General features: G+C 42.0%; 13 protein-coding genes. 9 read left to right on the forward strand and 4 right to left on the reverse strand.

Features of this window, described 5'->3' with window-relative positions; all coding sequences use genetic code 11:
* Nucleotides 1-49 precede the first annotated feature (49 nt).
* The 8 genes from LXO72_RS02380 (at nt 50) to LXO72_RS02415 (ending at nt 9,631) form a co-directional block, all read left to right on the forward strand.
* Nucleotides 50-1,486 (forward strand): helix-turn-helix domain-containing protein, encoded by a 1,437-nt coding sequence (locus LXO72_RS02380; RefSeq protein WP_233331421.1) that lies wholly within the window; start codon nt 50-52, stop codon nt 1,484-1,486.
* Between the two features lie 313 nt (nt 1,487-1,799).
* On the forward strand, nt 1,800-3,308 hold the full coding sequence (glpK, locus tag LXO72_RS02385; RefSeq protein ID WP_009730830.1) for a glycerol kinase GlpK: 1,509 nt from the start codon (nt 1,800-1,802) through the stop codon (nt 3,306-3,308).
* 33 nt (nt 3,309-3,341) lie between these two features.
* A complete protein-coding gene (gene glpO, locus LXO72_RS02390) occupies nt 3,342-5,168 on the forward strand; it encodes a type 1 glycerol-3-phosphate oxidase (protein ID WP_009730831.1) in 1,827 nt (608 codons plus the stop codon).
* Between the two features lie 69 nt (nt 5,169-5,237).
* The gene (locus LXO72_RS02395) at nt 5,238-5,939 is read left to right on the forward strand and encodes an MIP/aquaporin family protein (RefSeq protein ID WP_233331422.1); all 702 of its coding nucleotides are present in this window, start codon (nt 5,238-5,240) and stop codon (nt 5,937-5,939) included.
* A gap of 667 nt (nt 5,940-6,606) precedes the next feature.
* On the forward strand, nt 6,607-7,371 hold the full coding sequence (locus LXO72_RS02400; protein WP_023023545.1) for a (S)-acetoin forming diacetyl reductase: 765 nt from the start codon (nt 6,607-6,609) through the stop codon (nt 7,369-7,371).
* A 176-nt stretch (nt 7,372-7,547) separates the two neighbouring features.
* Nucleotides 7,548-8,150 carry a hypothetical protein gene (locus LXO72_RS02405; protein ID WP_229046114.1) on the forward strand — a complete coding sequence of 201 codons (603 nt, stop codon included), beginning with the start codon at nt 7,548-7,550 and terminating at the stop codon, nt 8,148-8,150.
* Nucleotides 8,151-8,259: 109 nt separating this feature from the next.
* Nucleotides 8,260-8,895: a copper homeostasis protein CutC gene (locus LXO72_RS02410; protein WP_233331423.1), complete on the forward strand. Its 636-nt coding sequence runs from the start codon at nt 8,260-8,262 to the stop codon at nt 8,893-8,895.
* Nucleotides 8,896-8,971: 76 nt separating this feature from the next.
* Nucleotides 8,972-9,631 carry an MmcQ/YjbR family DNA-binding protein gene (locus LXO72_RS02415; RefSeq protein ID WP_233331424.1) on the forward strand — a complete coding sequence of 220 codons (660 nt, stop codon included), beginning with the start codon at nt 8,972-8,974 and terminating at the stop codon, nt 9,629-9,631.
* Between the two features lie 92 nt (nt 9,632-9,723).
* Here the strand turns inward: LXO72_RS02415 and LXO72_RS02420 are convergent, their stop codons facing one another.
* The 4 genes from LXO72_RS02420 to LXO72_RS02435 form a co-directional block, all read right to left on the reverse strand.
* On the reverse strand, nt 9,724-10,386 hold the full coding sequence (locus tag LXO72_RS02420; RefSeq protein ID WP_233331425.1) for a hypothetical protein: 663 nt from the start codon (nt 10,384-10,386) through the stop codon (nt 9,724-9,726).
* Nucleotides 10,387-10,525: 139 nt separating this feature from the next.
* Entirely contained in the window at nt 10,526-11,794 is a 1,269-nt protein-coding gene (locus LXO72_RS02425; RefSeq protein ID WP_233331426.1) for an aminotransferase-like domain-containing protein, read from the reverse strand.
* A gap of 88 nt (nt 11,795-11,882) precedes the next feature.
* Nucleotides 11,883-12,530 carry a PAQR family membrane homeostasis protein TrhA gene (gene trhA / locus LXO72_RS02430; RefSeq protein WP_048788819.1) on the reverse strand — a complete coding sequence of 216 codons (648 nt, stop codon included), beginning with the start codon at nt 12,528-12,530 and terminating at the stop codon, nt 11,883-11,885.
* Between the two features lie 2 nt (nt 12,531-12,532).
* On the reverse strand, nt 12,533-12,976 hold the full coding sequence (locus tag LXO72_RS02435) for a DUF1836 domain-containing protein (RefSeq protein WP_233331703.1): 444 nt from the start codon (nt 12,974-12,976) through the stop codon (nt 12,533-12,535).
* Between the two features lie 95 nt (nt 12,977-13,071).
* Between LXO72_RS02435 and yaaA the strand changes: the two genes are divergently transcribed.
* Entirely contained in the window at nt 13,072-13,800 is a 729-nt protein-coding gene (gene yaaA / locus LXO72_RS02440) for a peroxide stress protein YaaA (protein ID WP_233331427.1), read from the forward strand.
* Nucleotides 13,801-14,108: the final 308 nt, after the last annotated feature.

Genomic DNA, 14,108 nt, shown 5'->3' on the forward strand with positions numbered 1-14,108 from the left:
TAAGTTTTGTGTTATGCTAAAACTAATATCATGGAAGGGTTTTCTGAAAATGCATTTAGCTGATTTAATGGAAAAAAGTGAGGGTGGGCAGTTTTTAATCCTGTCCCATCTGCAGCAACATTCCCCAAGCAGTCTGTCAGAAGTGATGGCGGAGACGGATTTTTCCAAAGCAACCTTGAACAAATATCTTGCACTGATTAATGACAAGGCCAAAGAGAATCAGCTGGCCCTTTCCATTGAGGTAGAAGATGAAAATCTTCGCCTTCTTGTGGGTTCGGATACAAAAGGGCGTGACATTCGGCGGGCTTTTTTGGACAATGCTATCAAGTACCAACTATTGATCTATTTGCTTTATCAGGGCCAGTTTCAAGCCCAGCAACTGGCTCAGGAACTCTTGATTAGTGAAGCCACACTAGGGCGTCATATTTCGGGCTTGAATAAATTATTAACTGAGTTCTCTATTTCAATTCAAAATGGGCGCCTCAAGGGGCCTGAACATAAGATTCGTTATTTTTATTTTTGCTTGCTACGAAAGGTCTGGGCTAGTGCAGACTGGAAACTAGAACTGGACAAGAAAGAAAGACAAAGCGAAATTGCAACCTTAGAAGAACTCTGTGGAGCAAAATTGTCTCAAGGACAACGCTTGGATTTGGTTCTCTGGTCCCACATTACCCAGCAACGACTTAAGGTCAATGCCTGTCAGTTTCAAGAAATTGAACAGAAGATGAAGGGCTATACCGATAACATTTTTTACCAACGCTTGTTTCGTCGGGTAGACCAGCTCTTTTCAGGAAAACACATCGCTCTTAGCCATGAAGATGGAGAGATGTTAGTCCTCTTTGCTTTCCTTGTCACCCATCGGATCCTCCCGCTTCATACTATGGAGTACATCTTAGGCTTTGGGGGAGAGATTGGTAATTTGACAACGCAACTCATTCAAGAGATGAAAACGCAGAAGTTATTAGGGGATTATATCGAAGGCCCTGTGACCTATGAATTAAGCCAAATTTGTGGACAGGTATATCTTTTTACAGGCTACCTTCTTCAAGACAAGTATAAGTACCAACTTGAAAGCCACAATCCTTATGTCTTTAGTAGTCATGATTATAGAGAAGTAGCAGACACTATCTTTAGCAAACTTCCGATCTTTTGCCAAGGGACAGCTCTGGATAAAAAAATCAAGTGGGAGTGGCTCCAGTTAATGGATTATATCGCGGAAAATAGTGGGAGACAAATTAAGATCGGCTTAGACTTAACAGTGGGCTATTTAGGTTATACACGGATGACAGAAGTCCTCAAGCGCTACTTAGAGTACAATCGTTTTATTACCATTGAAGCCGTTGATCCAGCTTCAGATTACGATTTGATCGTGACCAACAATCCGATTAGTCTTACCCAGCGGATTCCTGTCTATTATTTAAAATATGATTTAGATATGATCGATCTAGCCAATATTCGCCAGATGATCTACCAAGAAGAAGGTTAATAAAGCTATTCAATGCTTGATGAGACTTTTATGATATTATTGAGCTGAATTAGTAGTAATTAAAAAATTGAGGTTAGGAAGAACAGATTCTAAACGAATTGTTCTGCCTAGCTTTTTTATTAGATTTTTCTAAAAATTTCATTTTTTCTAAGTCTTAGAAATCCTTATGAAACAAGGGTTCTGAATCCATCTACTCAAATTTTTTAAAATTCTTAAAAAAATTGATGGACATGAAAGCGGTTTATTTTGTATACTAGACAATGTAAGGAGTACGTCTCCTAAAGAATATTTCTTTTTCCCAGGAGGACAGTTCATGTCACAAGAAAAATACATTATGGCCATTGACCAAGGAACAACAAGTTCAAGAGCCATCATTTTTAATAAAAAAGGAGAAAAAGTTAGCTCTAGCCAAAAAGAGTTTACTCAAATTTTCCCTCAAGCTGGTTGGGTTGAACACAATCCAAATGAAATCTGGAACTCTGTTCAGTCTGTTATCGCTGGTGCCTTTATCGAAAGTGGCATCAAACCAGGACAAATCGAAGCTATCGGAATTACCAATCAACGGGAAACAACTGTTGTTTGGGATAAGAATACTGGCCTTCCAATCTACAATGCCATTGTTTGGCAGTCTCGCCAAACAGCTTCTTTAGCTGAACAACTTAAGAGCCAAGGCTATGTCGAAAAATTCCACCAAAAAACAGGTTTGGTCATTGATGCCTACTTCTCAGCAACTAAGATTCGCTGGATCTTGGATCATGTAGAAGGAGCACAAGAACGGGCTGAAAAAGGAGAATTGCTCTTTGGAACCATCGATACTTGGTTGGTTTGGAAGTTGACAGACGGAGCTTCTCACGTAACAGACTATTCAAATGCTGCTCGTACCATGCTCTACAATATCAAAGACCTAAAATGGGATGATGAGATTTTGGAAATCCTCAATATTCCTAAGGCTATGCTTCCAGAAGTTCGTTCTAACTCTGAAATCTATGGAAAAACAGCTCCTTTCCATTTCTACGGTGGAGAAGTGCCTATCTCTGGTATGGCGGGTGACCAACAAGCGGCTCTTTTTGGACAGTTGGCCTTTGAACCTGGTATGGTTAAAAATACTTACGGTACTGGATCTTTCATCATCATGAATACTGGTGAAGAGATGCAGTTATCTGAAAATAACTTGTTGACTACCATTGGATATGGAATCAATGGTAAAGTTTACTACGCTTTGGAAGGTTCCATCTTTATCGCAGGTAGTGCCATTCAATGGCTTCGTGATGGTCTACGCATGGTGGAAAGCTCACCTGAATCTGAACAATATGCACGTGATTCTCACAACAACGATGAAGTTTATGTGGTACCGGCCTTCACAGGTCTAGGAGCACCATACTGGAATCAAAATGCTCGTGGTTCTGTCTTTGGCTTGACTCGTGGAACAACCAAAGAAGACTTTATTAAGGCGACTCTTCAATCCATTGCTTACCAAGTACGGGATATCATCGATACTATGCAGGTTGATGCTAAGACGGCTATTCAAGTCCTTAAAGTGGACGGTGGAGCAGCTATGAATAACTTCTTGATGCAGTTCCAAGCGGATATTCTTGGTATTGATATCGCTCGTGCTAAAAACTTGGAAACAACAGCTTTGGGGGCAGCCTTCCTTGCTGGCCTGTCAGTCGGCTACTGGAAAGACCTAGATGAATTGAAAGAACTCAATGCAACTGGTGAACTATTTGAGCCTTCTATGAACGAATCTCGTAAAGAACAACTCTACAAGGGATGGAAGAAAGCTGTTAAAGCTACCCAACTCTTTGCAGAAATTGAAGACTAGTCAAGACTTCAGTAGGATAGAAAGTGAAGAATTATGGAATTTTCAAAGAAAACTCGTGAATTATCGATTAAGAAAATGCAAGAACGCACCCTGGATCTTTTGATCATCGGGGGGGGGATCACAGGTGCTGGTGTAGCCTTGCAGGCAGCGGCAAGTGGTCTTGAAACTGGTTTGATTGAGATGCAGGACTTTGCGGAAGGGACATCTAGCCGTTCAACAAAATTGGTCCACGGTGGACTTCGTTACCTCAAACAATTTGACGTAGAAGTGGTATCAGATACGGTTTCAGAGCGTGCAGTAGTTCAACAAATTGCTCCTCATATTCCAAAACCAGACCCAATGCTCTTACCAGTCTATGATGAAGATGGGGCAACTTTTAGCCTCTTCCGTCTCAAGGTAGCCATGGACCTATATGACCTCTTGGCAGGTGTCAGCAATACACCAGCTGCCAACAAGGTCTTGACCAAAGAAGAAGTATTGGCTCGTGAGCCTGAGTTGAAACAAGAAGGTCTTGTCGGTGGTGGGGTATATCTAGACTTCCGTAACAACGATGCTCGTTTGGTGATTGAAAATATCAAACGTGCCAACCAAGATGGGGCTCTCATCGCCAACCACGTAAAAGCAGAAGGATTCCTCTTTGATGAATCTGGCAAGATTACAGGTGTAGTGGCGCGTGATCTCTTGACTGATCAAGTTTTTGAAATCAAGGCTCGTTTGGTGATTAATACAACTGGACCTTGGAGCGATAAAGTGCGTAATCTCTCAAATAATGGAGAGCAGCATTCACAAATGCGTCCAACCAAGGGTGTTCACTTGGTAGTAGACTCAAGCAAGATCAAAGTTTCTCAACCAGTTTACTTTGACACTGGTCTTGGAGACGGTCGGATGGTCTTCGTCTTACCACGGGAAAACAAAACTTACTTTGGAACAACGGATACAGACTACACTGGTGACTTAGAGCATCCAACAGTAACCCAAGAAGATGTCGACTACTTGTTAGGCATCGTAAATAATCGCTTCCCAGAAGCTCACATCACTATCGATGATATCGAAAGTAGCTGGGCTGGTCTCCGTCCTTTGATCTCAGGAAATAGTGCTTCTGACTACAATGGGGGAAACAACGGAACTATCAGTGATGAAAGCTTCAATGCCCTGATTGCAACAGTTGAAGGCTATCTTTCTAAAGAAAAATCGCGTGAAGATGTTGAATCAGCAATCAGCCACTTGGAAGGCAGCACTTCTGAAAAACATTTGGATCCATCTGCTGTTTCTCGTGGATCAAGCCTTGATCGCGATGACAATGGTCTTTTGACCCTTGCTGGTGGGAAGATTACAGACTACCGCAAGATGGCTGAAGGAGCGATGGAGCGTGTCTTGACCATTCTCAAGGAAGAGTTCGACCGTCAGTTCAAATTGATTAACTCTAAGACCTATCCAGTATCAGGTGGAGAAATTAACCCAACGAACGTGGATTCTGAAATCGAAGCCTTTGCTCAACTTGGTGTATCTCGTGGTTTGGATAGCAAGGAAGCTCACTACCTAGCTAACCTATACGGATCCAATGCACCTAAGGTCTTCGCCCTTGCTCATAGCGTGGAACAAGCACCTGGATTGACTTTAGCTGATACCTTGTCACTTCACTATGCAATGCGCAATGAATTGGCACTCAGCCCAGTTGATTTCCTTCTTCGTCGGACAAACCACATGCTCTTCATGCGCGATAGCTTAGATGCAATTGTCGAACCTGTTTTGGATGAAATGGGACGCTTCTATGAATGGTCAGAAGAAGAAAAAGTTGGCTACCGCAAAGACTTGCAAGTCGCTTTGGAAAACAATGACTTGGCAGCATTAAAAAATTAAGAAAAACAAAAAGGGGTTGGAAAGGAGAATATCTGACCGGCCCCTCTTTATAATGGAGAAATAAATCATATGAAAGAATTATTTGGTGAATTTTTAGGGACCTTAATCCTGATTCTTTTGGGAAATGGGGTTGTAGCAGGAGTGGTTCTTCCGAAAACGAAGAGCCATAACTCAGGTTGGATCGTCATTACCCTTGGTTGGGGGATTGCAGTTGCAGTGGCAGCCTTTATCTCTGGCAAGTTAAGTCCGGCTCATTTGAATCCAGCGGTGACAATTGGGGTTGCCCTTAATGGTGGCCTAGCTTGGGCATCAGTCATTCCTTATATCCTTGCTCAATTTGCTGGAGCCATGGTCGGGCAAGTCCTTGTCTGGTTACAGTTCAAACCGCATTACTTAGCAGAAGAAAATCCTGGAAATATCCTTGGAACCTTTAGTACAGGTCCAGCAATTAAGGACACTACTTCAAACCTCATCAGTGAAATCCTTGGAACCTTTGTCTTGCTACTGACTATCTTTGCACTTGGTCTTTATGACCTTCAAGCAGGACTTGGTACTTTTGCCGTTGGTACCTTGATTGTAGGGATTGGTTTGTCTCTCGGTGGAACCACAGGTTCCGCTCTCAATCCAGCTCGTGACTTAGGTCCTCGTATCATGCACAGCCTCCTTCCTATTCCTAACAAAGGAGATGGCGACTGGGGTTACGCTTGGATCCCAGTAGTTGGACCAATCATTGGAGCAGTACTAGCAGTAGCAGTCTTTAAAATGTTTTAAAAAAAGAAAGAGAGTGGGACAGAAATCGGTAATTCGTTAGAATTCGATTCCGTCGTCCCACCTCCGCACAGTTGAGTAGGGCTGTAAAAGCTGATAAAATCAGCGTAGTAGAGCCCACTCAACCACTGCGTCTTGCTCGATAATCCAAAGACAATTTAGAGGCTAGGACTTTTGTCCCAGCCTCTTTTAAAATACTGTATCAGCTAAAGAGTGCTTTGTACGTTCTAACTTAAAACAAGCTATAAGAAATGTAAAACGCGATAAAGAAAATAATGATGGCAATAATGTATTGAACTGGTTTAGGTAGGTTATTCAATTTATCCATGAATTCTTTCATTGTTAGATCTCCTTATTATTTGATTGTCTTATAATTAGTGTAGCATGAAATAAGGCCCAAAACAATAGGCAATAGGAGTGTTTTTGTCAAGATATAAAACCCTTTTCAAAATTATTATAATCAGTTAATCTATTACTAAATAAAGATAAGATAGATTGTAAAATACTTTAGAAAATAACAGGCTAGAGTTTGACACTTTTTTCACAAAGGAGTATACTGTTAGCATAGTTTTGGAAGGAACTTATGATAGATTCACCCAAAACTGACTGTCAACCTTTGCTGTTCTTCTATGAACGTTTGCTGGTATCGGGGATACCAAGGAGGAATCATATGTCTAAAGTAGCTATTGTCACAGGTGCAGGTCAAGGGATCGGTTTTGCGATTGCAAAACGATTGGTACAAGATGGCTTCAAGGTCGGAGTCTTAGACTACAATGCTGAGACAGCAGAAAAAGCAGTAGCTGAGTTATCAGCAGAGAATGCTTTTGCGGTCGTTGCTGATGTCTCCAAACAAGCTGAAGTGGCTGCAGCTTTCCAAAAAGTTGTGGATCATTTCGGAGATTTAAATGTTGTCGTTAACAACGCTGGTGTTGCTCCAACTACACCACTTGATACGATTACAGAAGAACAATTTGAACGCACTTTTGCCATCAACGTTGGTGGTGTCATCTGGGGTGCTCAAGCTGCACAAGCTCAATTCAAGGCGCTTGGCCATGGCGGAAAAATCATCAATGCAACTTCACAAGCAGGTGTTGTAGGTAACCCTAACTTGACTGTCTATGGTGGTACTAAGTTTGCAGTTCGTGGTATCACTCAAACTTTGGCACGTGACTTGGCTGATTCAGGTATTACTGTCAATGCGTATGCACCTGGTATCGTTAAGACTCCAATGATGTATGATATCGCTCATGAAGTTGGTAAGAACGCTGGTAAAGATGACGAATGGGGTATGCAAACTTTCGCTAAAGATATTACCCTTAAACGTTTGTCCGAACCCGAAGATGTCGCAGCAGCGGTTAGCTTCCTTGCAGGTCCTGATTCAAACTACATCACAGGACAAACCATCATCGTGGATGGTGGGATGCAATTCCATTAAGATAAAACCAGAGGTTGGGACTTTGTCCAGCCTCTTTTCTTATGTGCACCTTATTCCTCTCGTTCGCTTTTTTTGAAAAATTAGGGTAGAATAGAAGTCATATTTTGAAAAAGAATAGATCAATAGTGATAGAGATGAACTCTCTTCCATCCATTAAAACGAAAAGAGGTGACCATATGTGGAAATGGATCAAACGAATCATCGGACTGACCTTCCTCCTAGTGATTGTCTTAGCAATTTTCTTGATACCGGCAAAAGTTTCGACTCAAGAACAATTTAAAAATGTGACAGTGAATACTTCGCTGGTAGATCTAGCCCAAGAAGGTCTTTCTACAGCAGACTTAACAACATCTGGCCTGCAAACAGAACTTCAGCTGAATTCTCCTCAATTGCGCCAAGTCATTAAAGGAATGCTTGGAGAGGTTTCGGATGAAACACTCCTCAATACAGCTGTCTCTATGAATGGAGACTATATCAATGTTCAGGTGCCGATTGAACTAGGACCGGTGGAAACCATGGTGAGCATGGACTTTTCAGCGAGTGTGACGGATCAACAATTGACCTTAAACCTAGAACGGGCCCGTCTTGGCCATCTCCCAATTCCACGTGCCTTGGTCGCTTCGAAAATTGCTGAAAAAGTTAACCAAGAGGGAACCAGAGCTACCATGACAGGCAATCAAATCCAATTGACCTTGCCGACAAGTGGCTATCAAATCCATTCTGCGAAGGTCGAAAAAGGGAACATGGTATTACAAATTATCGTTCCCATTTCCTATTAAGGATCAACCATTGGTTTCTGATGAAGCCGATGGTTTTTCTGTTTGACAAAGCCCAGAAAAAAGAGTAAGGTAGAACGAGAAAACGATTTCAGAAACAGGGAGATTTAAAATGCCACTATATGAATTTTGTGCAGAAAACATAACTCTTTTAGAAAAAGCTTTTCAAGCAGGAGCGCGACGAGTAGAACTATGTGATAACTTAGCGGTAGGAGGTACGACTCCTAGCTATGCTGTGATCAAAGAGACTGTGAGGCTTGCTAAAGAGTATAAGGCCAAGGTTATCGTCATGATTCGTCCACGAGGTGGAGATTTTGTATACTCTGATCAAGAGCTAGCCATTATGTTAGAAGACTGGAAAGTTGCTCGTGATTTGGGTGTTGATGGCTTGGCGGTAGGTGTCTTGACTGCTGACAATCAGCTGGATAAAGATGCCATGCTTCGTTTCATCCAAGCTAGCCAAGGGTTTGAATTGACCATGCATATGGCATTTGACCAGATTCCTCTAGAAGATCAAGCATCGACGATCGAGTGGATGAAGGAAGTGGGCGTGACCCGACTATTAACAAGAGCCGGCAGTCCAGAAACAGACTTAGAACAACGTTTAGCACGCTACGAAGAGTATGCTAAGTTAGCGGATGGCCAGGTAGAAATCTTGGCAGGTGGCGGTGTCTCCTTGGAGAATCGTCAGCTTTTCCTTGACGTTCCAGGAGTGAATCAGGTCCATGGGACTCGAGTTGTCTTTTAAATGTATATGAGTTGAGGACCATTCTCAACTCATTTTTTGCTTCTTTTTGGTATACTGGAGAAGAAGGAGTAGACCAGTGTTTTTACCAGATTATTTTGAGAAATATAGTATAGATAAAGAAAAAGCCCTGGCTTATGGGTTTTCAGAGCAGGGAGAGGCCTATCACTATGAGCAACTAATCCTCGATGGAGACTTCAAGCTCTATGTGACTGTCCAAGGTAAGGAAGTGGATTTTTGGTTAGTGGATCAAGAAACAGGTGACGACTATATGCAGCTCCATATGGACCAGATGGTGGGTCAATATGTGGGGCAAGTCAGAGAAGCCTGTCAGCAGGCCTTGGAAGATATCAGAAGCTCCTGTTTTGCTGTCAAAGATTTTATGTATCCACAGACCAAGCGCTTGGTGGATTGGATCAGCCAGCAGTATGATCGTCCCCTCGAATATCTCTGGGACCGCTCACCGGACTCGGGTGTCTTTCGTCATCAAGAAGATCTCAAATGGTTTGGCGTTCTCATGAAGATTGACTGGTCCAAGCTAGATGCGAGACAGGAAGGAAAGATTGAGGTCTTAAATCTCAAACTGGACCAGGTCAGCCAACTCTTAGAAGAGCCTCCATTCTATCCGGCCTACCATATGAACAAGAAATACTGGATCAGTATTCCCTTGGATGAACGAGTAGAGGATAATTATCTTTTCGAGCTTGTGGCCAAGAGTTGGACTTTGACCAAGAAGTAAGGGGTTAACCCAATTGATTTGTGAAAGTGAATGAAACATAAAAAAGAATGTTGAGGGGTCAACATTCTTTTTTAGTGGTGAATTTCCTGTCCTTATTGTTCTTTGGTCAATGAGAAGTGGAAATCTCTGTAATTGCTATAGTCAAACTCTGTATTGATATCTGTTGTGAAGGCTATCGGAGTATAATGACCTTCCTCAAGGATAAATCCTGGTTTGAAGCGGAAATTTGCTACTCCTAATCCAGTAATACCAGGAAGTAATGCATCTGCGCCATTAAGACCTTCTGACTCCCAGTAATAGACATTACCAGATGCTTGAATAGCTCTTGCAGTATAGGTAGCTGTGCGTGTTGGTTCACTATCATTTTTAAAGCTAACGACAGTTGTAATATCACCATTGGCTTCAATAGTCATTTTGATGCTATCCGCCTGAGGGCTAGATCCTACCCAAGTGCCGACAAGTCCTGCAGGAACAACTGCTTGATCAGTTGAAGATGTATCTTCTGCCTTGTTCGGTTCAGTTGAAGCTGACGGGTTACTTGCCTGACTTGAAGGAGTAGTATTTTCTTTTGCTTGAGAAGAAGAAGCTGTAGCTTTTTTATTCAAGCTAGCTTTTGGTTTTTTCTCAACCTTCGAGCTAGAAGCTTTTTCGGATGAGGAAGTTGTTTTATCTTTTGAGCCACACCCTCCCAAAGCAAGCCCAAGTGATGCAGCCACAAGAGAGGCTGCAGTCCAACGAATCAAAGATCGTTTCATAATATCACCTCTTTATCTTTCTGACTTAGATTATACTCCTATTGTTACAGATGTCAAGTGGTTTTTGTAATAAATGTAATATTTTCGTAACATAGTTTTATATATAAAAATAACTCAAGAATAGAAGGATGGGATTGAATCATAGATAAGCGATAATTTGGGGTAAAACCTCTTCCAGTTTGTCCTGATTGATACGGGCAAAGGCATAGGGACAGCTTTGAATATAGGCAGATTCGAAGAAGTGGAGAGGGAGACCGCTATGTTTTAGTCGAGCGAGCGAAGGGACCTGTCTTAAATCTAGTAAGACTCCTCCAATGACTGGCCATACGGGGACGGACAGGGAATGTTGCTGGAGTAGGGAAGTGGCTTGCTCTTTTTGGATGACTTGTTGTTGGTGAAGGAGCTCTTTGTTTTTTGCAAACATGCCATTGTCAATATAGAGGCTCAAGGCCTTCTGCATGACCAAGTTACTTTCGTAGTCGAGTGTACCCTTGAGTTTTAAGACAGGGGAAAGAAGTGCTTGGGGCAGGACCATAGAAGTGATGCGGAGGGCAGAAAAGAGGCTGGTAGAAAAGGACTTGATGTAGATGACCCGGTCAGATGCATCCAGATAATGAAAGCTAGGAGAAAAATGTGGATCATAATCCCCCAAGTAATCGTCCTCGACAATATAGACATCATAGAGCTTTGCTAAGGCCAATATCTGCTCCTTCTCTTGTTTGCTATAACTATGTCCCAGAGGATAATGGTAGCGGGGAATGGTATAGAAAAATTTGATCTTGCCACTTTTGAAAATAGCTTCCAGTTGGTCAAAGTCAATTCCTTGAGGCAAGCGATTGATGCTTTGATAAGGTAAGTCTTGCTCCTGAATTAACTTGTTGATACGATAGTAGGTTGGCTGCTCTACTAGGATTTCTTCTTTTTGGTTTGGGAAGGCGACCTGGCTTAGGAGGTAGAGGGCTTGCTGGGTTCCTGAGGTGATAACGATTTGTTTCTCCTGGGTATATATAGCATCTTCTCGCAGGAGAGAAGCAATAGATTGACGGAGATCGACTAAACCTTCCTGTTTTTCATAGTAGTTGAAGAGGTAATTATCACGACCGACAAGTGTTTCGTTGATACAAGTCCGAAAGTCTTCAAAGGCCTGGAAGCGATCTTCCTTGAGTCGTAGAGGCAGATCAGTATGCTTTCCAGTCTCTTCCTCCAGGACATAATAGCCACTTTGGGGCTTGGCATAGATATAGTTCTTGTAGCTGAGCTCGAGCAGAGCCCGTTGGACGGTATCCTTGCTGCAGGCATACTGACTGGCTAGTTGGCGAACGGAAGGCAGGCGGTCGCCAGTTTTTAGGATCCCCTGGTCAATCTGGTTTTTCAATGTTGTAAAAATCTTTTGGTATTTTGTTGTCATAACTGTCCCCGTACAATTTTTCTTTATTGTAGTCAATTGGATGTAAAAAAGCAACTAAAAAGTGACTCCCTATAAGAGAGTCACTGTCTTACATGACATAAACAATTGCGATATATTGGAGGGCAGAAGCGGCTAAGATGAAGAGGTGCCAAATCATATGGAAATAAGGTTTCTTTTTGGCGTAAAATCCAGCTCCAACTGTATAACACAGGCCACCCATCAGCATCAAGCCCCAGAAGGTTGGACTTGTCTGGCTGATGATCTGAGGGATAATGAAAATCACCAACCATCCCATAATCAAATAGAGGGCCAAGCTGAATTTTTCATTTACCTTCTTAGCAAAAATCTTATAAAGAATTCCGAAGATAGTCGTCCCCCATTGAATCAGGATAATGGCATAGCCGAACCAGTTGTTCATGAGAGAAAGGACGACGGGTGTGTAGCTACCTGCAATGGCAATATAAATCATGGAGTGATCGATGATCCGTAGGACATACTTCTGAGGTGAGTCATAGGCCATGGCATGGTAGATGGTCGATGAGAGAAACATGAGAAAGAGACTGATGACAAAAATCGAAGTCCCGACAGCTGCTAAAGTCCCATGTGTTTCATAACTATAAATAGCAGAAGTTGGAAGGAGAAAGAGCATCAAAACAGCTCCGACGGCATGGGTGACACTATTAGCGATTTCTTCTCCAAAGGATAATCGTTTACTTAATTTACTAGCATAATTCACTTTTATTTTTCCTCCTCAGAATGAACATGGATATAGGATAGGGTTTCTTGGTAGAGTAGCACGGTACGACAGGCAGATCCGATAATGGGTGCTAAAGGTTCTTTCTCTTCATGAAGAAAGTCCACAAAACTATTGTAGAGGTCTGCGGAGTTGGCTTGACTCTGCAAGAGGTTCAAGGTAGCCGCAATCTCTTGTATCGAAAAAACCGTCTTTAAGGTCGTAATAGCAATGAGACGGGCAACCTGCTGTCGCTTGTATTTCTTCTTATCTGGTTTTGGCAGATAGCCGTGTTTAACGTAATTATTGACCATGGAAGCCGTCAAGCCCTTGTCTGTTTCTGAGATAAAAGGCGCACAAACCTTATTGACATAGAGGAGGACTTGGTCCAAATAAAGATCAATATCAGGAATTTCTTCCCACTTGGGATAACTGTAGTTCAATAAAATAGTTATTACCTCTTTGTTATCTAGTTTTAATAACTAGATGATAACATGATGGTAATTTTATGTCAAGCGAAAATGAAATATGGTACAATAATTCTATGAAACTATTAATTCCTACAGCAAAAGAAATGAATCTGGATACCCCAGAAAAAACGGGTCATCCTGTATCAAATAAGACACAAGCGGTCATCGATGCCTTAGCTGCACTATCTCTAGAAGAGTTGGCCTCGCTTTATAAGGTTTCTGAAGAACGAGCAAGTGAAGAAGAGCAACGGATCCAAGCGCTCAAGTCTGGTACAGCTAAGACCTATCCAGCTTTGAATCTCTTCGACGGCCTCATGTATCGGAATATCCGCCGTACGGACTGGACAGAAGCAGAAGCTGCTTATGTACAAGACTATCTCTTGATTACCTCAGCTCTTTATGGGGTGATTCCAGCCCTTACTCCGATTTCTCCTCATCGTTTGGACTTTCTCATGAAGCTCAAGGTCCAGGGGAAATCCTTAAAGACTTTTTGGAAGGCTGTCTATGATCAAGCTCTTGAGGAGGAAGATCTGATTATATCTTTGCTTTCCAGTGAGTTTGAAACCGTCTTTTCTAAGGAGATTCAAGATCGAATGGTGACCTTTAAATTTCTAGAAGAGAAAAATGGTCAGTTAAAGGTGCATTCGACCATTTCTAAGAAAGCGCGTGGGGCTTTTGTGACAGCCTTACTAGAGATGCAGATCACGAAGGTCGAAGAGATGAAGCAGTTAAGCTTTAATGGCTTTGCCTACCAGGATGATTTATCGACTGACAAACAATTAGTCTTTGTGAAATATGAGTAAATAAAAGGTACTAGTCAGCAACTACTAGTACATCAGATTGGAGGCAAAGCACTCTTAAAAACTTTCCTTAGGTGAGTACGGACGTCAGCGAACTTCTTCAAAGTTCCATGACTAATTTTTGAGCCTAAGGTCTCAATAATTCCGAGTGCCTGAAACATAATTGTTTCAGGCACTTTTCTCACAGCGGAAAGTTTTAACTCTGCTTAATGACTCAAAAAATCTTTTTAAGGTACTAGTCAACAGCGACTAGTACCTTTTGTTTTTGAGAATCAAAAAACGTGTTCATAGCTAGCAACACAAGTTAGTTG

Origin of the sequence: Streptococcus sp. XMC, from assembly GCF_021341835.1 — a bacterium.
Lineage (GTDB): Bacteria > Bacillota > Bacilli > Lactobacillales > Streptococcaceae > Streptococcus.